Below are 23085 nucleotides of genomic sequence, written 5' to 3'. Positions count from 1 at the left end.
TCCCGGACGCGGGGTGGAGCAGCCTGGTAGCTCGTCGGGCTCATAACCCGAAGGTCGTCGGTTCAAATCCGGCCCCCGCAACCAATACAATGGACACCCTAACGGGTGTTTTTTTGTTTTTATTCTTCAGCATTCACGCTGCGCCATTGTTGGCTGCCCTCATTCACCCCAGTCACGTACTTATTTACGCTCCTGGGGATTCATTCCGTTGCCGCCTCGGCGCAACCTGAGTGATTCGAACAACATCCTTAAAAAGCTAGCCTCTTCTTGCCAGCGTTGCGCCATCGGCAAAGTACGCCTTAATCCCTGCCAGAATAGACTCAGCCACCTCTTGCTGGAATTTCGCGGTCTTGAGCTTACGCTCCTCTTCCACGTTACTGATAAACGCGGTTTCGACGAGGATCGATGGAATATCCGGTGCTTTCAGCACCGCAAACCCGGCCTGCTCGACGCTGTTCTTATGCAGATTATTGATGCTACCCAGTTTCCCCAGCACTGCTTTACCAAATTTCAGGCTGTCATTGATGGTCAGCGACTGCACCATATCGAACATCGTGTGATCGAGATAGCGATCGCCGCTCTTGCTGACCCCACCGATTAAGTCGGAGGCGTTCTGCGTTTCCGCCAGATATTTCGCCGCCGTGCTGGTCGCCCCTTTGGTTGAAAGGGCGAAGACCGATGAGCCGCTCGGCTGGCGGCTGGTGAACGCGTCCGCATGAATAGAAACAAACAGGTCGGCGCGCTGCTTCTGCGCTTTGGCGACACGCACTTTCAGCGGGATGAACACATCCTCATTGCGCGTCATGTAGGCTTTCATATTGCCTTCCTGCTCGATAAGCGCACGCAGGCGACGGGCGATTTGCAGCACCACATCTTTTTCCCGGGTCCGGTATTTACCGATAGCGCCCGAATCCTCACCGCCATGTCCCGGATCGAGCATAATCACGATCGGGCGATCTCGCCCTGCTTTCCCCGGCTGCGGCCCGCTTTGCGCAGGAGGCACCTGTTTTTCCAGGTCACCCTGGTTGTAATCTTCCAGCAACGCCAGCAGCGGATCCTGCACATCTTTCGCATTCGCCGGATAGAGATCCATCACCAGACGTTCTTTAAATCCAGCCACCGGCGCAAGGGCAAAGAGCTGCGGTTTAATATCCTGCTTAAGCTCGAACACCATACGCACCGTTTTCGGATCGAACTGCCCAACGCGTGCCGATTTAATAAAAGGATCGTCGTCGCGGATTTGCGTGCCCATGCCTTTCAGAACAGAGTTCAGGTTGACGTCTTCAATATCCACAACCAGGCGATCCGGATTGCTGAGCGCAAACTGGCGATATTTCAGCACGTGGTTAGACTCAACGGTGACGCGAGTATAGGTTGACGCAGGCCAGACGCGTACCGCCACCACCTGACTGACGGCAGCGAGACCGACCTGACTCACGCTCAATAACCACATAGCGCCCGCCCCTTGTAACAATCCGCGGCGGCTCAGCCTTGATTGACTTCCCGACATGCTTCTCCCGAGCAAAAAAGGTGAAATACTTAATAAACGTCAGATTTGACCGAAAACTTTAACGAATGACGCATAAACTGTCATCAATAAAAGGGTAAACATACGCAATACATGCTTCGGGAGGCAGGTATTATTCTTTGTCAAAGACGCATTTATGGCTTGCACCGGGCGCCATAAAAGAATAAAAATACATTTTTTACGAATAATCATGCAGTGAGGGTAGGCCGTGGTAAAGGAACGCAGAACCGAACTGGTACAGGGATTTCGCCATTCTGTTCCCTATATTAATACCCATCGGGGAAAAACGTTTGTCATTATGCTCGGCGGCGAAGCCATTGAGCATGAAAACTTTTCCAGCATTGTCAGCGACATAGGCTTACTCCACAGTCTGGGCATTCGCCTGGTGGTGGTGTATGGAGCACGCCCGCAGATTGACGCTAATCTTGCCGCGCATAAGCACGAGCCGCTCTATCACAAGCATATCCGCGTAACGGATGCCAAAACGCTTGAGCTGGTAAAACAGGCTGCCGGTCTGCTGCAGCTGGACATTACCGCCCGCCTTTCCATGAGCCTGAACAATACGCCACTGCAGGGTGCGCACATCAACGTGGTGAGCGGCAACTTCATTATCGCTCAGCCGCTGGGCGTAGACGAAGGCGTCGACTACTGCCACAGCGGACGTATCCGTCGTATCGATGAAGACGCGATTCATCGTCAGTTAGACAGCGGCGCGATTGTGCTGCTGGGGCCGGTTGCAGTGTCCGTGACCGGCGAAAGCTTCAACCTCACCTCGGAAGAGATTGCGACACAGTTGGCCATCAAGCTGAAAGCAGAGAAGATGATCGGCTTTTGCTCGTCGCAGGGTGTCTACAACGAAGACGGGCAGATTGTCTCCGAGATGTTCCCGAACGAAGCGCAGTCGCGGGTGGAATCCCTCGAAGAAGAAGGCGATTACCATTCCGGTACAGTGCGCTTCCTGCGCGGTGCCATGAAGGCCTGCCGCAGTGGCGTGCGCCGCAGCCATCTGATCAGTTATCAGGAAGATGGTGCGCTGTTACAAGAGTTGTTCTCTCGCGACGGTATCGGCACGCAGATTGTGATGGAGAGTGCAGAGCAGATTCGCCGCGCCACCATTAACGATATCGGCGGTATTCTTGAGCTGATTCGCCCACTGGAGCAGCAGGGTATTCTGGTGCGCCGTTCACGCGAACAGTTGGAGATGGAGATCGATAAATTCACCGTGATTCAGCGCGATAACCTGACCATCGCCTGTGCGGCGCTCTATCCGTTCCAGGAAGAGAAAATAGGTGAAATGGCCTGCGTGGCGGTTCACCCGGACTACCGCAGCTCATCGCGCGGCGAGGTTTTACTCGAGCGTATTGCCGCTCAGGCGAAGCAGATGGGTCTGAGCAAACTCTTCGTGCTCACCACCCGCAGCATCCACTGGTTCCAGGAGCGCGGCTTTACGCCGGTGGATATTGATTCCCTGCCGGAAAGTAAAAAAGAGATGTACAACTATCAGCGTCGTTCAAAAGTGCTGATGGCAGATTTGGGGTAAGTCGAACGGTTGCCCCCATCGCAGAGATGAGGGCTCCGTTCTAATCGTTTCAACGATATCTACATCGTTGCAAAAATGTCATTCAGCCCGCTGCGTCTTTCGGTTCGCGTGGCAATCGCCTGCGCCAGAATGCGCTCATCGGCATACAGCGACAGCTGCTTTTTCGCACGGGTAATCGCGGTATAGACCAACTCTCTTGTCACCACCGGCACAACCTGCCCCGGCAAAATCAGCGCCGCATGATCAAACTCCGAGCCCTGCGATTTATGTACCGTCATGGCCCATGCGGTGTCGTGTTCCGGCAAACGGCTGGGCTGCACGGATTTCATGCTGCCGTCCGGTAACGGGAACCAGACGCGAATACCCTGCTCCTGTTCAAGCGCAATACCGATATCGCCGTTAAACAGCCCCAGCGACGCGTCATTGCGCGTGATCATCACCGGCCTGCCGTGATACCAGCGAGAATGCGCCGGGCGGATCATACGCCGCTGCCGAACAAGCGCCTGCTCGATACGCTCGTTCAGCCCGCTCACGCCAAATGGCCCTTCACGCAACGCACACAGCAGCTGATATTCACCGAACGCGGTGATGACATCCTGCGGCTGCGCTCCTTCGCGCACCAGCGCCAGAAAACGGCCATAGCCTGCCAGCGCATCCTCGATCATGCTCTGATAATCTTCGCTGCTTTGCAGGTGTTTGCTTTCGATATCGCTAAATCCCTGGCTCAGCACGGCGCGCGACGCGGCTTTATCGCCACGGTTAACCGCCGCCGCCAGTTGCCCTATGCCCGAATCACTGCCGAAGCGATAGCTTTTTTGCAGCAGACACAGGCTGTCACGCAACGCACTGGCCGAAGAGCCTTCACCAGCAGGAACTGTGGTGCCCGTAATCCGCGACAGCTGCGCGGCACGCTCCGGGGTGAAGCCTTTGTTGACCCACGCGCAAATGTCGCCCAGCACCGCCCCGGCTTCCACTGACGCCAGCTGGTCGCGGTCGCCAAGGAAAATCACCCGTGCGTGTTGCGGCAGCGCGTCAATCAAGCGCGACATCATCGGCAGGTCAATCATCGAGGCTTCATCCACCACCAGCACGTCCAGATGCAGCGGGTTTCCGGCGTGATAACGTAATCGCTGGCTGCCGGGCAGCGCGCCCAGCAGGCGGTGCAACGTACTGGCTTCATCGGGCAGCGTCGCCTTTTGCTTGTCGGTCAGCGGCAACTGACGCAATGCAGCGCCTAATGATTCCGTCAGGCGGGCAGCCGCCTTTCCGGTGGGAGCCGCAAGACTAATGCGACAGCGTGCGCCATCGGCCATTTGCACCAGCGCGGCAAGCAGCTTCGCCACCGTCGTGGTTTTCCCGGTACCCGGTCCGCCAGAAATCACCGACACGCGGCGGCGAGTCAACGCAACTGCCGCCGCCACCTTCTGCCAGTTAATGTCATCAGACGGCGGAAACAGTTCGTTCAGCGCCTGTTGCAGACGGACTTCGTCGACCACCAGCGGCTGATTCACCTCAGCAAAAAAGGTGGCAATGCTGCGTTCATTGCACCACATACGGTTCAGGTAAAGGCGGTCTGCGACGAGGATCATCGGCGTTGCCGTCTCTCCCCCGCTAACCGCTGGCGAGGCCAGCAACGTCTCGCGCCAGTCAGCCGGATTTCTGGCCTCTTCATAGAGAGAAGCCAGCAACGGATGCGCTTTGGCAGGCAGGTTTTGCGCCGATAAACGTGAAAGCGGCAAGCAGACATGCCCTTCACCGGCATCAAAGCTCAGCATCGCCGCGGCCAACATCACCGCTGGTTCATCATCACCGGCAACGGTCAGAGCGAATTGCACATCCAGCGGGCGCAATATTTTCAGCTCGGCGGCCTGTTGCAGTAACGTACGCAGCATCATTGCGCCACCTCCTGGGTTTCCCCGGCAAACAGGGCATCCATCTGGCTTATCAATGCCACATCAGGCCGGGTAGTAAAGATCCCCTGCTGCGGATTGCCAGGCTCGACGCCGCGCAGGAACAGGTAAATTACGCCGCCAAAATGCTGCTCATAATCGTATCCGGCGATACGGTGGCGCAGGTAGCGATGAAGCGCCAGCGTATACAGCTGATACTGCAAATCGTAACGGTGAGACTGCATGGCGACCGCCATCGCCTCACGGGTATAGGCCTCGCTGGATTCTCCCAGCCAGTTGGATTTGTAATCCAGCAGGTAGTAACGCCCTTCGTGGCGAAACACGAGGTCGATAAAACCCTTTAGCATGCCGCGCACATCGCGGAAATCGAGCGGCGGGCAGTCGGCCGACAGGGGATCGTACTGGCGGATCAGTCCGTCGAGCGCCCCGGCATGCAGGTTTTGCGCAATAGGGATGTAAAATTCCATCTCGACCTGCTTATCTTTTGCCGTGAGCTGATGCAAAGACGCGCCCGTATCGGCCAGCGGCGCATGCAGGATCGTCTCGATCCATACGCTGATAACCGGTTGCCAGTGCTCTTCAAAACCCCCGCGCTGAAGTTTTTCTGCCACCCAGTCAGGAACAATCGGCTGGGTGAAATCCAGATCCTCAAACAGGCTATGTAAGAAGGTCCCCGGCGATGCGCCGCGCGGGAACTGGTGCGGTGTCAGCATCGGTTCGGGCAGCAGGTCTCGCTCCCCGGCGGCATCAAGGTCCAGACGCGGCAGTAAATCTTGCGCAATGCCATGCGCACGCTGTTGCAAACCCGAGTAACTGGTCACGCGCCAGTCATCGCGTACGGTTCGTGTCATCTGCCGGGCCGCTAACACCTGTACGGCGTCCTGCGGGGCCAGCCAGCGAATGTTATCCGGCGCATCAGGTATGCAAAGGGCGATATCGTCATTGCACAGCGTCTCGATACAGGCCCGAAGTCCCTGCGCATCGCACGGCTGGCCCTGCTGGATAAGACGCCCGAGCGCGTTGAGATGGAAATCGCTGTCCCCTGCTTTCTCGCCGCGACGACGAAAAATCGGCGCAATGCCCAGGCTGCAATGCCAGACCGAACGCGTCAACGCCACGTACAGTAAACGCAGGTCTTCCGCCAGGCGTTCGGTTTCCGCCAGCTCAATGCTCTCCTCGGCCTTGCTGAGGTCCAGCACTGGCGCAAATGAGGTGCGGTCGTGGTAGAACGCCTGATCCTGAACGCGGAAATTGGCGATAAAGGGCAGCCAGACCAGCGGGTATTCCAGCCCTTTCGATTTGTGGATGGTGACGATTTTCACCAGATGCTTGTCACTTTCCAGGCGCAACTGCTCGCTTGAGGCATTCGCATCCGGCTCGGCAATATGCTGCGCCAGCCAACGCACCAGCGCATGTTCGCTCTCCACCTGAGTGCCCGCTTCCTGCAGCAATTCACTCAGATGCAAAATGTCCGTCAGACGGCGTTCGCCGCCAGGCGTCGCCAGCAGGTTTTCCGCCACGTGCCGGGCGCTCATTAAGGCGCGCAGCATCGGCATGACGCCGCGTTTAAGCCACATCTCCCGCCAGCCCGCGAACTCTTCCACTACCGCATCCCAGGCCACTTCGTCCAGGTTCAGCGTTTCGATATCCAGCGCACTCAGGCCGAGCATGGAGGTCGCCAGCGCGCTGCGTAACGTGCTTTCGCGTTCGGGCGTCAGCACCGCCTGCAGCAGCCAGAGCAGCTCCTGAGCTTCTGGCGTGTCAAACACGCTGTCGCGGTTAGAGAGGTAAACCGACGGGATATTGAGCAGGACCAGCGCATCGCGAATCAGCGACGCCTCATGGCGGCTACGGATCAACACGGTGATGTCGGATGCCCTGACAGGCCTGGATGTATCTCCCTGATGCAGCATTGCATCACCTTGCTGCCCAGCAATCAGCCAGTCACGGATTTGCGCAGCGCAGAGGTCAGCCATAAAGGTTTGATAATCCCCGACACCAACGCCATCGCCTTTCATCAGCCACATCGCCATCGCTGGCTGTTTTTCACCTTTTAGCGTAAAGCGCAGCGACTGGTTTTTCGCCGCCGATTTCACCGCCTGAAACGGAATTTGCCGAAACATAAAGGCGTTATCGGTCTGGCTGAAAAGCTGGTTGACGCTCGCCACCATTCCCGGCGCGGAACGCCAGTTAGTATCCAGCGTGTAGCGGGCGTTCACTTCATCACGCGCTTTCATGTAGGTGAAGATATCGGCACCGCGAAAGGCATAAATAGCCTGTTTCGGATCGCCAATCAGCAGCAGCCCACTCTCAGGCTGATGGTGCCAGATACGGCGGAAAATACGGTACTGCTGGGGGTCGGTATCCTGGAATTCATCGATCATGGCGACCGGAAAACGCGTGCGGATCGCCGTTGCCAGCGCATCACCGTTCTCGCTTTGCAGGGCGCTGTCAAGACGGCTTAACATGTCGTCAAACCCGAGCTCGCCACGGCGGCGTTTTTCTCTGGCTACCGCGTCACGAATTTCACGCATCGCGCTGGTCAGCATCAAATCATTGAGGGTCAGCGGCGCATTCAGCAGGGCTTCAATCGCCTCAAACACCGCATGTTCTGGTACCACGCCGCCCTCTTTGGTGCGCTCACGCAGGAACGATTGGGCAAATTTCTCCAGCGCTTCCGGTAACTGATAACTGCAGGTTGCTTCATTGGCCCAGGCGCTGATTTTTTCTATCCAGCGGGCCTGATTGGCGCGGTTGAATTTTTGCCGCATGATGCCGGAGTCTTCAATCAGCGGACCCAGTTCATCCACCGATGCAACCCACTGCTGCTTCACGCCATTAATCTGGCCAATGATTTTCTGGTGGCGAATCTCCAGCGTTTCATCCGCAGGCGGTGCGGCTTTGATTTCTGGCGCTTCTCCCTGCAAGTAGCGGTCGATAGCTTTGAGCAAATCATGCGGGCCTTTCCACGACTCGTGAACCACCTGCGCCAGGTCACGCGGCAGCGGGTAGCAGTGGCGACGCCAGAAGTCAGCACAGGCCTGATAACGCAGCAGCGATTCATCTTCAATCAGTTGCTGTTCAAACAGCATGCCGGATTCGAAGGCGTTGAGGCTGAGCATACGCTGGCAAAAGCCGTGGATGGTAAAGACCGCCGCTTCATCCATCTGCCGTTCCGCCAGCATCAGCCACTGCGCGGCCTGCTGCTTATCGGGGATCTCATCAAGCAGGCTGGCGTAAAGTGGGTTGCTGGTGGTCTCGCGCAAACAGGCGATGCGAAGCTCATGGATATTGCTGCGAATGCGGCCGCGAAGCTCTTCGGTGGCGGCCTCGGTAAAGGTTACCACCAGGAGTTCTTCAACGCTCAGGGGGCGTGGAAAGGCGGCATTGCCGCCTAATCCAAGTAACAGCCGCAGGTAGAGTGCGGCGATGGTGAAGGTCTTACCGGTGCCCGCAGAGGCTTCAATCAGGCGCTCGCCGGTCAGCGGCAAGCGGAGTGGATCAAGGGTCTCAGCGGTTTCACTCATTTTTCTCGCTCATCAGGGGTAAGGATTGCTGCAACGCGCTGACGCTGTCCCAGACTTTCCACCCTTCGGGCTGCGCGTATTCCGCTTTCCCGCTCTGGCTTCCGGAAATCTGAGACAATACCGCCATGCCCTGCGGCTCAACCACCGCCTGATGGAAGAAATCGGCAAGTTTCTGCGGCGTCAGCAGTTTTATCTGAGCCACTACTTTATCACGTGAATCGAAGCGCATATTGCCACGATCAAAATCTTTACTGAGTTTTGAGGCCTCTTCGCCCAGCGTCTGCGGTGCCTGCTGGACCTGAGCGATAACCCCTTGTTGGATTTGCGCAAATTCTTCCGGCTTCATATCCCGCAGCTTCGCTTCCGCAGTGGGGAAGAAGGCTTTATAGCGCTCCCACAGATAAGCCGGCTGTTTGCCGTTGCTCTGCAACAGGAAGCCCATCCCCCACTGGCGGCCAATGCTCATCGGGAAGGCAAACACCGCGTAACCAAGCTGCTCTTCGGTACGCAGTTGGTTGTAGAACCACGGCTGAATAATCTGTCCGAGCATCGCGCTGTAAGCCGAGCTGGTGTACTCATCAAACCCCGATGGCACAAACACGGCGGCCAGCGCCGAATCAGTGCTATTGCCCGCTTTTTCGAACATCACCGACTGCTGTTTATCGATCAACACGTCTTTGTTACGGCACCATTCGCTGCCTTTCGCACCCAGTTGATCCTGAACGCCGTGCGCCAGATCTTTGGCCTGCTGTTCGCTGAGGTTACCCACCACCAGGAATTCAGGGCGCGCATTGGCTTTCAGTGCATCACGATAGGCAAGAATGTCATCAAGCGTAATAGACGGTAGCAGCGCGCGTCGGTCTTCACGCTGGAAGTAAGGTACCTGGGAGAGCATCTGCACAGGCATGATTGCCTGATCGAAGGCTTTGCCTTTGTCCGCCGAATCCATCATTTGCGCATACCAGGATTTCGCCTGCTCAAGCTGCTCTGCGGTCGGCGTGTAGCTGAAATAGCCGGTCAGCAGCGCCTGGAAGAGCTGCGGTAAACGCTGGGTGTAGCCGTTGGCGTTAAGCATCAGGCCATTATTGGCATTGGTGGAGAAACTGATGCCGCCCACTGCCGCCTGGTTGCTTAACTGATCGAGTGCGATCCCGGCCAGATAGTCGTTCAGCGCGAACATTACCTGATTTTTTGCGCTATCCATCGCTTTCGGGTTACGCAGCACCACGCTGACATCCGCTTTCGGCTCATTCGCGAAATAGCGGCTTGGCATGTACACCACGCGCAGGTTTGACTCATCAACGATCAGTTCCGGATGGGTATACTCTTTGACCGGTTTGATGAGCGTAAAGTCATCCGGAATATACGGGTTAAGCTCAGGCGTTTTCAGCGCGATATCCGCTGATTTTTGCTGCCACTGCGCAAACTGGTCCGGGGTGATTTTATTCACCTGATACGGCGCTTCGACAAAGTACGCCGTTTTGTCATGCGGTTCGTCAGGGCTGATATACCAGATACGGGCATTTTGCGGCGTCATTTCATCCAGGCGCGCCTGCACGGCTTTGGCATCATACTGATCGGCGATATTTACCGAATCCAGCGTGTGGCCGACCGGCACGCGGATCATGGTGTCCGCCAGCCATTCAACGTAACTCATATCGCGGGTGATCGACGGGTAGCGGAAATCGAGATCCAGAATGTGTGCCAGTTCGTCGAAATAGCGCTTATCCACGCCTTTATCGCGCAGCATGTTGATATAACTGAGAATGGCGGCCACTACCGTGTCGCGGTTGGCCTGACCTTTATCCGTCAGGGTGGCAGAGATAGCCAGCACGCCGCTGTTGCCGTTCACCACCGGGTCGGAATCCGCGCGGATTCCTTCCACCAGCCCCTGTTTTTGCAGCCAGTCAGAGAGCGTTCCCGGACTGCGGTTACCCATAAGGTAGGTGAGCAGCTCATCCGTTTTGCTACGGAACTGGGTGGTGTTGTTATCAATACGAAATTCAACGCGCAGCACTTTACGCGGCACCGCCGGAACGTAGTGAATGATGATGCCTTTTTGCGCATCGGTGACCACCGGAACATTGATGGTCGGACGCTCAATATTTTTATTCGGTACGCGGCCAAAGGTCTCCACCGCAATTTTTGCCAGCTCCGGCAAAGGGCGATTACTGTAAATCACCGCTTTCATCAGATTGGCAGAATAGAATTTTTCGTGAAACACGAGCAGCGCTTCATGCACCGGGCTGCCGGGTTTATCGCTCAGCGTTTCGAGGTTACCACCGGAAAAACGTGCACCAGGGTGCGCCGGGTTGATGGTTTCCGCGCTCACCTGCGCCATGCGCATCCCGTCTCGAGTACGCGCCATGGTCAGCTCCGCGTTGACGGCATTGCGCTCACGGTCGGCATACTTTTTCTCAAGCAGCGGTGCAGCAATCGCATCAGCCAGTCGGTCGACGGCCCCTTCCAGCGCGTTGTTTTCTACTTCCAGATAAAACGCGGTGCGATAGGGCGCGGTACTAGCGTTATGGCTACCACCGTGCATTTTCAGGAACTCGGAGAGGCTATCCGGCTGCGGGTATTTTTTCGACCCCATCAGGGACATATGCTCAAGGTAATGAGCAAGGCCAGGATGCGAGTCAGGATCTTCAAGGGAGCCCACCGGAACGACCAGCGCAGAAAGCGATTTTACCGCCTGGGGATCGGACACCAGCAGTACCACCATGCCGTTGTCGAGACGAATCGCCTGATACTGGCGGGTATCTTTCTCGCTCTTACGGATAGTTTCCTGTACCGGCTGCCAACCATTGTCTGCCTGACTGTACGACGCCCAGAGGGCAAAGAACACAACGAAAGCTTTTAACCAGGTGCTGCGGGGCATTCACGAACCTCATCATTAACAATCCCGTTGCTTTCCAGTCTTCGCTGAAAATACCGGGGAAAAACGTGCGCCGGCAGTGTGCCGAACTTGGTATACATCAGTCCGTGACCCGTCGCGCATAATAAAGGATGGTTCTTATTTGCGCAATTTTTATACAGTTATTTGGACTGATTAAATCGATACAACGGCAAAAGATAACGCTGCGAGAGTTCAGTTATCTGCAGATAGTGCTCGGGTGAGAGCGCTCGCCACAGTCTCTGATACCAGACATCCTCGCCTTCACCGGGTGCAAACATACCGCCTTCATACGCTTGCAGGAATTTACTCTGCGCCTTTTGCAACGTTGTTTCATCCGATAACATGGCATCAATTGCCGCGTCATAACAGGCTTTTATCCAAGCGCCACCACTTTCTGGTAGCAGCAGCAAAGGTTTTGCCATCCCTTCGCGGTAGCCTTCGATCATGAGCGCCAAATGTTGCAATGCGTCGTCCGGCGTCATCGTGGGGAAACGCCATTCGCCGCCATTGCGGACAAATAAACGGCTTTCCCCTGCGCCGCCACTCGCACAGTAGACAAGATGCTCCAGCCAAAGTTGCAATCCTTGGGTAACGCTGAGCTTAGATGGCCGCCAGCGCAGCAGGCCATCGGGCTGCACGTGGGCCAGCCATCCGGTCAAATGCACACCCGCGCACTCCAGGTCTATCTCCATGCTTTGACCAGGCTGGCGTTGAGCGATAACCCGGTCAGCCAACTCCTGCATTTCAAGCTGCTGAGCTTCCCAGATAATCTCCCCAAACGCCCCATAGGGCAATGCACCTGCCGCACGATAGCGACGAAAGAGTTTTCCGACATCCTGCTGTTCCACCAGCGCATTGAGTAACGCCTGGTTAAGCTGATAGCGGCTGAGCCCCTCGAGGATAAAAGGTTCGGCATCGGGAATATCACTCTCTTCCGGGCGGAAATTAACCCGTAGGCGCATCTGGAAGAAAGCGCGAACCGGATGCGCCCAGAAACGTAGCAGTTGCTCAAGGTTGAGCGATTCCAGCGCCAACGGTGAAAGCTGCTGAATAAACTCGGGATGCGCCGTGCCCTGCTGGCTGGCTGCTGGCAACCAGTCGTTGGCAAAACTTTGCCATTCGCCGGGGCGGAAATTGGCTGCATCAAACGGCATGCGCGGGTGCAGATAACAGATATGCTCTTTAACGCGCTTTTCACTGTCATCGCAATTTAGCGCTTCATCGCCCGGCAGACAGTGGCTCTGACCAATGTAATCAAGCAGTTCTTGCACCAGCACGGAAGGAAAACGCTCGCTGTTGTCCTGAATCGAGCGACCGATATAGCTGATGTAGAGTTTTTCCTGCGCGGAGATCAGCGCCTCAAGGAACAGGTAACGATCATCATCGCGACGGCTACGATCGCCTCGCTGGGACTGATGGCTCATCAGGTCAAATCCCAGCGGCGCAAGGGTTCGCGGATAAATACCGTCGTTCATCCCCAGCAGACACACCACCTTGAACGGGATGGAGCGCATGGGCATCAGAGTACAGATGTTCACCGGACCGGCCAGGAAACGCTGGCTGATACGCTCCTGGTCGAGTCGCTGCGCCAGTTCATCGCGCAAGACGGAAAGCGGAATCTCTTCGCCGTAGGCCGCATCAATACCCTGTGCAATGACCGCCTGCCATTGCTGCTCGATAAGCGTCAGCGCGGCTTCGGTATCCTGGTCGGGAAGGAAAAAGTCATTGAGCATCTCCCGGCATACCGGCAGCCACTCTGCAAGTGGACGCGCCTGCGCCAGGCCGCGCCGCCAGGTATTGAGCTGCATCAGCAGGGAGGCAAGATGCCCCACCAGCTCGGCAATCAGCCCGCTGGACTCGTCATACGGCAGAATGGACTGCCATTCCCCCTGACGACTTTCCATGGCATATCCCAGCAGCATGCGGGTTAAGCCAAATTGCCAGGTATGTTGCCCGGTCGCCGGCAGTTCCAGTTCGCGAACGTTATCGTCATCCATGCCCCAGCGAATACCCGACTCGTTGACCCACTGCCGCAGATAGCGCAATCCCTCTTCATCAATATTGAAACGGGCTGCCAGTACGGGAACATCCAGCAGCGCCAGCACGTCCTCCGAAACAAAGCGGCTATCGGGTAATGCCAGCAGGCTGATAAACGCCTGTAGCGCCGGATGCGCCTGGCGTGCCCGGCGGTCAGAAATCGCGTATGGAATGTATCGCTCACCTTGCGCGCTACCAAAAACGGACTGGATATACGGGCTGTAGCTGTCGATATCGGCCACCATCACCACAATATCACGCGGCGTCAGCGACGGATCGGCCTCCAGCATCGCCAGCAGGTTGTCATGCAGCACCTCCACTTCCCGCTGCGGGCTGTGGCAGATATGCACGGTCACGCTGCGATCGTCTTTATCCAGCAGGCGCTTTTTATCGCTGCGTTCAAATTCTTCGGCATTCACCCCCGCAACGGCACTGTTTTTCAGCTCAAGCATGTCGTATTGCAGGTTCTGCAGGATCTGCCCCGGCGTTATGTCGACAAAGGCATCCAGATCCTGGTAGCGATCCATCCCGGCGAGCAGATGCACGTAATCGCGCCCCAGTTTGCCCCATGAGGCCAGCAGCGGGTTCGGCAAATCTTGTTCACCATCGCTATTAAACAAGCCTGCCGCCACGCTCGCGTCGCGAAACAGCGGAAGCGAGCGGTCATCACGGTGGTGTCGACGCTGGCGGGTCAGCAGTTTGGCTAAAAATGCCGGGTCTTTAATATCACCCCAGTAGTAGCGACACGGGTTGGTAAAGAGCAAGTGTACGTCGATATGTTTACCCAGCGCCTGTAACGCCTGCAGATAAACCGGCGGCAGCGCGGAGATGCCGCATATAAACACGCGCGACGGTAACCCTGGCGGGCACTGCTGTGCAGATTCGAGCGTATCGATAAAACGCTGGTAAAGATTGGCACGGTGCCAGTGCGGCTGGCCAAGCTGGGCAGTATGTTCCACCAGCCGGCACCATAGCGGTGCCTGCCAGATTTGCGCGTCATCAAGGCCATCAACGTGTTTCCCAGCTTCCCACTGGGTGAGCCACTCCCAGCGATAGACGAGGTACTGATCGTAAAGATCCGCGACACGGGAAGAGAGCTGAAACAGCTTACGCTTGTCGTCGTCATCGCTAAGGTAATGGCGCAGCATGACAAATTCGTCCTGCTCCAGCATATCCGGTAGCAGCGACATCAGCTTCCAGCTCATGCTCTGTTTATTGAATGCGCTCTCTTTTGGGATGTCTGGCAGAACGCGCACAAACATATCCCAGATAAAGCTGGCGGGTAGCGGAAAGTCGATATTAGCGGCAATGCGAAATTTTTGTGCCAGCGTCATTTGCAGCCATTGTGCCATCCCCGTGCTCTGAACCAGCACCACTTCGGGTTCAAAAGGATCGCTGAGGTGATCGCGTTCAACGATAAACTCCATCAATGCTTCCAGCACATCCAAATGATTGGAGTGATAAACCCTTAGCATACGTGCTCCTGACTACTGGCTGTTTGAGCAAAATGTTCGTGACATCTGCCCCTTTCTGCCCACTGGCGAAATGATAATAACCCTGATGCTGACACATCCCTGGGCGCTTGTCTGCCCCTTCTGTACCTGCCACCCCGTAGGCAGCGGCGGCGGATGCATTTGTGCCTGCTGCCAGGCATGTCGCCACAAAAGCCGGTACTGGCTCCATGCATGAAAACCTGAGGCGAGTGCCCGTTGATAGCTCCCCAGCGCCGTGACCACCATCACCAGTAACACCATGGACAGCAGCACTTCCGGCAGGCTAAATCCACGTTGTTTTAGGGTAGCTGGCATAAGTCTGTTTCCTTACGGGGGCAAAAATCGCTCCAGCCGTGCGCTGAAAACACCAGCTTGTTCTGGTCAATACGCCCACCCCACCATAAACGCTGCTCGCCGCTGCCCGCAGTCAATAACACGGATTGATCGCTAAACACGCGAAGGCATGCCTGCCAGGGTTCACTGGAGTGCGACTGGCACTGCATCACAGGTTCGGTGTGCCAGGTCTGCACATGCGCCCTGGCCATCGCCGACTGCACCTGCGCGTACTGGCGAAGGCTCTCACTTTCCGTACTCACCCGGCGAATATGGGTGATCAATTGTTGGTTTAGACCATTCAGCATCAGGCTACCCAGCATCAACATCAGCAGCACCAGCGCCAGTGAAGACATCCCGCGCTCACGATTCATAAGTTATACCCACTCACGCTAAAGACCGCCAAAACAGGCTGTGCGTCCTGGCCCTTGATATTCCCCGCCAGACTGATGGTAAAGACGGGTGTAAACCCGCTGGTTTGCTGTCGGGTAACACTAAACAGGGTGATATCGACCGAATTGGGATCGGTCATTTTGTCCCACCCTTTTCCCTCACAGGAGGTCGCGCCGCGCAGAGTTTCCAGTACCCCATTTTGCAGGCGGAAGCCTGTCTGATCGGCCTCGCTGGTGGGCGATGTCTCCCAGCGCCCGTTGCTGTTGGCATCCCACTGCACCACTACGCAACTCCCGTCTCGCCCGAGAACAAGCGGCTGTCCCACGCATTCGCCATTGCAGTACCCGGCACGCTGAATATGTCTGGCAACAGTGTACAGACGCTGCCAGAGTTCATCTTCAAGCGTCTGATGGCGGGTTTGTTGCAACACGGCAAACTGCAACGCCGGAAGAAAACGGGCCGCCGCCAGCAAAATGACGCTACCTATCGCCATCGCCAACAGGGTCTCCAGTAAGGAAAACCCACACTGTCGGGCTAACATGATTCGTCCGCCGCATGCTGACACATCCGTATCCTCCCCCAAACAGACACCACAATTCTCCATTCGCCTGTGTTGCTCCCGACCCGGATATGACCTCCCCATGCGGTATTGCGCAGGCCGTAAAACCCCAGCGAAGGCGTTATCTCGACAAGGCTGACTTCTGGCCACATGGAGCGCATCACATATGGGGAATCGACCGCGCATCCTGTTTGCAGATCCGGTGTATGCAGACACCAGCTATCTCCCGAGCGAGACGCCACAATAAGCCGCTCCCGGTTATGCCAGTTGGCATCATCACGCAGCATCTCCAGAAAATGTCGCACCTGTAGCGCGGTTTGCCACAAGCGCTGTTGGGCCTGCCAGCTACGCCAGCCGGTCAGCCCGATGCCGCTCAGAATAACGATCAGTGCCACCGCAACCAGGGTCTCAATCAGGGTAAATCCATGTTCTTTTTTCATGGCGGCAGTCTGGCGTGGTACAGCCATCATGGCGAGCGGCCGGTATCTGTTTTACGAGACGTCACGTAACAAACAGGCGGGGTTGCAGCGGGTTGCAAACGGTCTGGAAGATGTGCCGAAGAGTAGATAATAAGGATAAAAAAACCGACGCTCTGTGGCGCCGGTTATGCGATGCTGCGTTCGGTCAGATAGCGACCGGGGCTTTAATCGCCGGGTGCGGGTCGTAGCCTTCGATTTCAAAATCATCGAAGCTGTAATCAAACAGCGATGCGGGTTTGCGTTTGATTTTGAGCGTTGGCAGCGCACGCGGTTCGCGGCTCAGCTGCAGGCGCGTTTGCTCCAGGTGGTTGCTGTACAGGTGGGTATCACCGCCGGTCCAGACAAAATCACCCACTTCCAGGTCACACTGCTGCGCCATCATATGCACCAGTAACGCGTAGCTGGCGATATTGAAAGGCAGCCCCAGGAAGATATCGCACGAGCGCTGGTAGAGCTGGCAGGAGAGCTTACCGTCCGCAACGTAGAACTGGAAAAACGCGTGGCACGGGGCCAGCGCCATTTTATCCAGTTCGCCCACGTTCCAGGCCGACACGATGATACGGCGCGAGTCCGGATCGTTTTTCAGTTGGTTCAGCACAGTAGTGATCTGGTCAATATGCTGACCATCCGGCGTTGGCCAGGCGCGCCACTGCTTACCGTAAACCGGCCCGAGGTTGCCCTGCTCATCGGCCCATTCATCCCAGATAGAGACTTTGTTCTCTTTCAGGTAAGCGATGTTGGTATCGCCCTGCAGGAACCACAGCAGCTCATGAATAATGGAGCGCAAATGGCACCGCTTGGTGGTCACCAGCGGAAAACCGTCCTGCAGATTAAAGCGCATCTGATGGCCAAAAATAGAGAGCGTGCCCGTCCCTGTACGATCGTTTTTCGGGGTGCCCTCATTGAGCACCTTTTGCATCAGTTCTAAATACTGTTTCATGGTTCCTCAGGAAACGTGTTGCGACGCACGACGACGATACGCCCAAACCATCATGATAATACCCGCGACAATCATCGGGATGGAGAGGATCTGCCCCATGCTGATGTATTGCACCCACGTACCGGTAAACTGCGCATCCGGCTGGCGGAAGAACTCAACGATAATGCGGAACGCGCCATAGCCGATCAGGAACAGACCGGATACTGCGCCCATCGGGCGAGATTTGCGGATATAGAGATTCAGGATAATGAATAACACGATACCTTCCAGCGCCAGTTCATACAGCTGGGAAGGATGGCGAGGCAGAACGCCATAGGTATCAAAAATGGATTGCCACTGCGGGTGAGACGGCAGTAATGCAGCGTCTTCTGCGCGTGAACCCGGGAAGAGCATCGCCAGCGGGAAGCTCGGATCGACACGGCCCCACAGTTCGCCGTTGATAAAGTTGCCCAGACGCCCGGCACCCAGGCCAAAAGGAATCAGTGGGGCAATAAAATCTGCGACCTTGAAAAAGTTACGTTTGGTGCGTTTGGCGAAGACGATCATCACGACAATCACGCCAATCAAACCTCCGTGGAAAGACATGCCACCGTCCCAGACGCGGAACAGATACAGTGGATCGTTAAGGAAGATCGGGAAGTTGTAGAACAGAACGTAGCCGATACGTCCACCGAGGAAAACGCCAAGGAAGCCTGCGTAAAGCAGATTCTCGACTTCGTTTTTCGTCCAGCCGCTGCCAGGACGACCAGCGCGACGGGTTGCGAGCCACATGGCAAAAACAAACCCGACCAGGTACATCAATCCGTACCAGTGAAGGGAAACCGGTCCAATAGAAAAAATCACCGGATCAAATTCCGGGAAACGCAGATAGCCACTATTCATCTGTCACCACAAGTTGTTGTTATTCCGCCGAAAGTGGACAGCGGTATAGATGCGCGCTCGTGATGGCGGGCGCTCCAAAGGCGCGAATAATAGCATAATGAGGCCGGGCTGGATGCGGCGAAGTTGTAAAAGATATGTATACCCGTCATCCTTACGCCGCAGGAGCGTTGGCTTCCCCAGCGCGCCAGTCGATGCTCAGGACGCTTACGGTTACAGCCCGCCGCGAATCAGACCGCCCAGGCTACGACGCTCCATAAATGCCGCAACCTGATGACGCACTTCCGTGGCCAGTTGCGCATCAAGCGTACGGGCTGCCAGCGTTTGCGCCTCGGCAAAATCGATACGTCGCAGCAGGTACTTAATACGCGCCACCGACTTGCCGTTCATCGACAAATGGCTAAAACCAAGACCAATCAGCACCGCCACACACATAGGGTCGCCCGCCATCTCGCCGCACAGGCACAGGTCGACACCAGCGCGCTCGGCTTCTTTGGCAATCATCGCCAGCGCACGCAACACGGCCGGATGCAGGCTATCATACATATTGGCCACGCGCGTATTGTTACGGTCTACCGCCAGGATGTACTGCGTCAGGTCATTGGTGCCGATGGAGATAAAATCGACCCGATTGGCCAGGTGCGAAAGCATAAACACCATCGACGGTACTTCGATCATTACACCGATACGCGGTTTCGGAATGGCGTAACCAATCATCTCCTCCACTTCACGCCCGGCACGCTCAATCAGCCGTTTTGCCTCGTCCACCTCATCAATACTGGTGATCATCGGCAGCAGGATGCTGAGGTTACCGGTGGCCGCGTTCGCGCGCAGCATTGCACGAACCTGTACCAGGAAGATTTCCGGCTGGTCGAGCGTAATACGGATGCCGCGCCAGCCCAGGCAAGGGTTCTCCTCGCTAATCGGCATATACGGCAACTGTTTATCCGCGCCGATATCCAGTGTACGCAGGGTCACCGGCTTATCGTTAAACATCTGCAGCATGCCCTGATACTGCGAGACCTGCTCTTCCTCAGACGGGAAGCCGCTTTGCAGCATAAAGGGGATTTCGGTGCGATAAAGCCCGATGCCGTCAATGCGGCTACCGAGCTTCTCTTCATGTTCCGGACTTAGCCCGGCATTGAGCATCACCTTGATGCGCTCGCCGCTTTTAAGCTGCGCGGCCAGGTTCACATCATCTTCGGCCAGCCGGGTTAACTCATTCTCTTCGGTGATAAGACGCTGGTATTCCTGTAGCAATATCGGCTCAGGATCAACCAGCAGCTCACCGCGATAACCGTCCACCACCAGCGTACGACGATGCAGCATCGAAGGCTGAATATCCGCCCCCATGACCGTCGGGATCCCAAGCGCACGCACCATGATCGCCGCATGGGAGTTGGATGCGCCATCGCGCACCACGACGCCCGCCAGCCGATCATGCGGCAGCTCTGCCAGCGTGGTCGCCGAGAGTTCATCAGCCACAAGAATAAAGCGTTCGGGCCAGGTATTTGGCCCCTGAATGTTGTCATCGAGATGGAACAGCAGCCGCTGGCCAAGCGTGCGCAGGTCGCCAGAGCGTTCTTTCAGGTAGCCATCACTCAGTGCCGCAAACTGCTCGGCGAATTTCTCAATGATGGTTTTGACTGCCCATTCAGCGACCAGTCCCTTATCCACCTCAGCAAACAGCTCCCGGCGCAGGCGCGCATCGGAAAGCAGGTGTGAATAAAGGTCGAAAATCGCCGCCGTCTCTTTTTGCGCCCCCGCAGAGAAGCGCTTGCTGTAACGACGAAACTCGCCGGCCGCCTCTTCCAGCGCGCTGGTCAGTCTTTCGCGTTCCAGCGTGGTATTGAGAGTCGAGGCTTCATAAACCTGCTCCATCAACGGCAGAGTTTCATCCATCCAGCCTTCGGCAATCGCCACACCGGAGGATGCCGGGAGCGCGCGAATACGCGTCTGGCGATACTGACCAAACAGCGCGTTCAACTGTGACTGGGAGAGAATGGCCGCCATCTGGGTAGCCAGCGTCACCAGGAAAGATTCTTCACTTTCGTCGTACTGGCGCAGTTCACGTTGCTGCACAACCAGAACACCAAGAAGCTGACGGCGCTGAATAATCGGCACGCCGAGAAAAGCGCGAAAACGCTCTTCTTTTACGGCAGGAATGAATTTAAAGCTGGGGTGTTTTTGCGCATCTGCAAGGTTAATAGGTTCCGCCAGCCTGCCTACCAGGCCGACGATACCTTGATCAAATGCGAGAGTGACCGTGCGCCCGCGCGGCTTTTTTAAACCGCGAGTCGCCATTAAGTAATAACAACGCCGGTCATGGTCCGCGAGGTAGACAGAGCAAACCTCCGTCTCCATCGCCTCGCAAATATCCGTGACCAGAATTTCCAGCGCTTCGTTCAGTCGCGGCGCGCTGGCAACTTTTTCAACGATTTCTCGCAAGCGGGTGAGCATAATGTGCGTGGCTTAACCTCTTTTACGTCGCCAGGCAGGTGCACTTTGTGGCTTAGGCGGAATCTCCTGAAGCGCCATCACGGCCCCTGCAAATTCTTTCATCACCCGTCGGTAGACATCGCGTTTAAACGACACTACCTGACGAACAGGATACCAGTAGCTCACCCAGCGCCAGCCATCAAACTCAGGGGTACTACTGGTTTGCATATTGACGTCAGCATCGCTGCTGACCAATTGCAGAAGAAACCATTTTTGTTTCTGGCCGATACAGACCGGCTTTGTATCCCAACGCACCAAACGTTTCGGTAACTTGTAACGCAACCAGTTACGGGTAGAAGCAAGGATTCGAACATCTTTACGATTTAAGCCTACTTCTTCGAACAGTTCCCTGAACATCGCCTGCTCCGGAGACTCGCCTGGGTTAATTCCCCCCTGGGGAAACTGCCATGAGTGCTGTCCGAAGCGTCTGGCCCACATGACCTGGCCCTGTCGATTACAGATTACGATACCCACATTTGGGCGGTAGCCATCGTCATCAATCACCGGACTACCTCAAACTAAACCTGAATTTATCGATTGTTTCACACTCGTGGAAAACGGTAAACCACTCAATTACGACGGAACAAACGGATAACATTTGAATAACCCACAATTATCGGCAAAGTTATAAACAGACGTCCCCTCGCTTGTCGGGTTTTATTCACCTTTTCTGTGGATAGACTTGTGAAGAACCGGAGATTTAACATTGGAAAACCCGGAGTAGTCTGAATGTGCTAATAATCAGGATAGAGAATAAATTCCTTCAATTCATTAGGTTAAACTGTTTATTTCTGTATTTACATCACATAATGTGATGATCATCACTATACCGATCCTTGTGCTGATGAAAGATCGAACAACGTCGTTTTTATCCACAGATTATGCCACTAAGTTAGGCACATTTTGTGCAGAAATTCGATTTTCGTCGCACGTCAAGGCTGTAAATCGAAACAGTAGTGACACTTTTACCCAGTTATCCCATTTTTCTGTGGATAACATGGTGTAAGATCCTGTTTATTGTCAGTGACCAGATTTGGACAACCGTGAATCTTGTTGCGCAACGCTTCCATTTATCCGAAAAAATATCTTATGAATCATGGAGTTTTTTAGTGATTAAGGAAAAAGTTCGCGAACATTCACTGTGTGCATAATTGCAGTTCATTTTTTAATCAAGGCCTTAGCATGTCCGCCATACGACCTTTAACATCATCGCCCGAGTCCGAAACCCAGTTGCTTACCCAGGCACAGCAGCTTGCAGGCTATACCCTGGGTGAACTTGCCGGACTTGCCGGGCTGCCGGTTCCCCGCGATCTGAAACGCGATAAAGGCTGGACGGGCATCCTGCTGGAGTTGTGGCTGGGAGCCAGCGCAGGCAGTAAACCGGAACAGGACTTCGCCGCTCTGGGCGTCGAGTTGAAAACGATCCCCATCGATAGCGCAGGCCGCCCGCTGGAGACCACCTTTGTCTGCGTCGCACCGTTAACCGGGAATACGGGTGTGGTGTGGGAAACCAGCCATGTGCGCCATAAGTTGCGCCGCGTGTTGTGGGTTCCGATAGAAGGTTCGCGCGATATCCCGGTCAGCGAACGCCGCGTCGGTTCACCGCTGCTGTGGAGCCCCAGTGAAGAGGAAGACACCCAGTTGCGCATGGACTGGGAAGAGTTAATGGACCTGATTGTCCTTGGCCAGGTCGAGCGCATTACGGCACGTCACGGTGAGGTACTGCAATTGCGCCCGAAAGCGGCAAACAGCAAAGCGCTGACCGAAGCCGTCGGCGCACACGGGGAGCCTATTTTGACGCTACCGCGCGGTTTCTATCTGAAAAAGAATTTCACCGGAGCCCTGCTCGCCAGGCATTTCCTGGTGCTGGGGGATTAATTTTTACCTCCGCGCGGCTGGCGCTTATAATCAGCCTTTCTTTTTTGGCAGGACTTTTATAGATGTTATTTGCATGGATTACCGATCCCAACGCCTGGCTTGCCCTTGGCACGCTAGGCTGTGTCCCTTAATCACCTGAGTTATAGTAACTGTCTTTTTCAACAACATATTGAACTATGGCTCGCTACGAT

General features: G+C 55.7%; 15 protein-coding genes and 1 tRNA gene. 3 read left to right on the top strand and 13 right to left on the bottom strand.

Annotated features, from left to right (window positions below):
* Nucleotides 1–7: 7 nt before the first annotated feature.
* Nucleotides 8–84 (top strand) — tRNA-Met (locus ACSZPU_RS01785).
* Nucleotides 85–256: 172 nt separating this feature from the next.
* Here the strand turns inward: ACSZPU_RS01785 and amiC are convergent.
* Nucleotides 257–1510 (bottom strand): N-acetylmuramoyl-L-alanine amidase AmiC, encoded by a 1254-nt coding sequence (amiC, locus tag ACSZPU_RS01780; RefSeq protein ID WP_498994869.1) that lies wholly within the window; start codon nucleotides 1508–1510, stop codon nucleotides 257–259.
* 226 nt (nucleotides 1511–1736) lie between these two features.
* Between amiC and argA the strand changes: the two genes are divergently transcribed.
* The gene (gene argA / locus ACSZPU_RS01775; protein WP_498994867.1) at nucleotides 1737–3068 is read left to right on the top strand and encodes an amino-acid N-acetyltransferase; all 1332 of its coding nucleotides are present in this window, start codon (nucleotides 1737–1739) and stop codon (nucleotides 3066–3068) included.
* A gap of 59 nt (nucleotides 3069–3127) precedes the next feature.
* Here argA and recD read toward each other — a convergent pair whose 3' ends face one another.
* From recD to rppH, 12 genes are all read right to left on the bottom strand, one after another.
* Nucleotides 3128–4963 carry an exodeoxyribonuclease V subunit alpha gene (recD, locus tag ACSZPU_RS01770; protein WP_498994865.1) on the bottom strand — a complete coding sequence of 612 codons (1836 nt, stop codon included), beginning with the start codon at nucleotides 4961–4963 and terminating at the stop codon, nucleotides 3128–3130.
* Nucleotides 4960–8505 carry an exodeoxyribonuclease V subunit beta gene (gene recB, locus ACSZPU_RS01765; RefSeq protein WP_498994863.1) on the bottom strand — a complete coding sequence of 1182 codons (3546 nt, stop codon included), beginning with the start codon at nucleotides 8503–8505 and terminating at the stop codon, nucleotides 4960–4962. The genes recD and recB overlap by 4 nt, the downstream gene beginning before the upstream one ends.
* Entirely contained in the window at nucleotides 8498–11386 is a 2889-nt protein-coding gene (gene ptrA, locus ACSZPU_RS01760) for a pitrilysin (protein ID WP_498994861.1), read from the bottom strand. Before ptrA ends, recB begins: the two co-directional genes overlap by 8 nt.
* Nucleotides 11387–11544: 158 nt before the next feature.
* Nucleotides 11545–14916 carry an exodeoxyribonuclease V subunit gamma gene (gene recC / locus ACSZPU_RS01755; protein WP_498994858.1) on the bottom strand — a complete coding sequence of 1124 codons (3372 nt, stop codon included), beginning with the start codon at nucleotides 14914–14916 and terminating at the stop codon, nucleotides 11545–11547.
* 12 nt (nucleotides 14917–14928) lie between these two features.
* The gene (locus tag ACSZPU_RS01750; RefSeq protein ID WP_498994855.1) at nucleotides 14929–15249 is read right to left on the bottom strand and encodes a prepilin-type N-terminal cleavage/methylation domain-containing protein; all 321 of its coding nucleotides are present in this window, start codon (nucleotides 15247–15249) and stop codon (nucleotides 14929–14931) included.
* Nucleotides 15234–15641, bottom strand: a complete 408-nt coding sequence (locus ACSZPU_RS01745; protein WP_498994853.1) for a DUF2509 family protein — start codon at nucleotides 15639–15641, stop codon at nucleotides 15234–15236. Before ACSZPU_RS01745 ends, ACSZPU_RS01750 begins: the two co-directional genes overlap by 16 nt.
* A complete protein-coding gene (locus ACSZPU_RS01740) occupies nucleotides 15638–16201 on the bottom strand; it encodes a prepilin peptidase-dependent protein (RefSeq protein ID WP_498994851.1) in 564 nt (187 codons plus the stop codon). Before ACSZPU_RS01740 ends, ACSZPU_RS01745 begins: the two co-directional genes overlap by 4 nt.
* Entirely contained in the window at nucleotides 16195–16659 is a 465-nt protein-coding gene (locus tag ACSZPU_RS01735; RefSeq protein WP_498994920.1) for a prepilin peptidase-dependent protein, read from the bottom strand. The genes ACSZPU_RS01740 and ACSZPU_RS01735 overlap by 7 nt, the downstream gene beginning before the upstream one ends.
* Before the next feature lie 184 nt (nucleotides 16660–16843).
* Complete coding sequence (thyA, locus tag ACSZPU_RS01730; protein ID WP_498994848.1) at nucleotides 16844–17638, bottom strand: thymidylate synthase; 795 nt, start codon at nucleotides 17636–17638, stop codon at nucleotides 16844–16846.
* 6 nt (nucleotides 17639–17644) lie between these two features.
* Nucleotides 17645–18520, bottom strand: coding sequence for a prolipoprotein diacylglyceryl transferase (gene lgt, locus ACSZPU_RS01725; RefSeq protein WP_498994846.1), 876 nt, complete (start codon nucleotides 18518–18520; stop codon nucleotides 17645–17647).
* 210 nt (nucleotides 18521–18730) lie between these two features.
* The gene (gene ptsP, locus ACSZPU_RS01720; RefSeq protein ID WP_498994844.1) at nucleotides 18731–20977 is read right to left on the bottom strand and encodes a phosphoenolpyruvate--protein phosphotransferase; all 2247 of its coding nucleotides are present in this window, start codon (nucleotides 20975–20977) and stop codon (nucleotides 18731–18733) included.
* 12 nt (nucleotides 20978–20989) lie between these two features.
* Nucleotides 20990–21520: an RNA pyrophosphohydrolase gene (rppH, locus tag ACSZPU_RS01715; RefSeq protein WP_039077110.1), complete on the bottom strand. Its 531-nt coding sequence runs from the start codon at nucleotides 21518–21520 to the stop codon at nucleotides 20990–20992.
* A gap of 678 nt (nucleotides 21521–22198) precedes the next feature.
* On the opposite strand from rppH, the gene mutH reads away from it, so the two are divergent.
* On the top strand, nucleotides 22199–22894 hold the full coding sequence (gene mutH / locus ACSZPU_RS01710; protein ID WP_498994842.1) for a DNA mismatch repair endonuclease MutH: 696 nt from the start codon (nucleotides 22199–22201) through the stop codon (nucleotides 22892–22894).
* Nucleotides 22895–23085: the final 191 nt, after the last annotated feature.

Source organism: Phytobacter sp. V69, from assembly GCF_965644215.1.
In the GTDB taxonomy this organism is placed as follows: domain Bacteria; phylum Pseudomonadota; class Gammaproteobacteria; order Enterobacterales; family Enterobacteriaceae; genus Phytobacter.
Note: the sequence above shows the minus strand (reverse complement) of the source record. Positions and strands in the feature narration are given on the sequence as shown.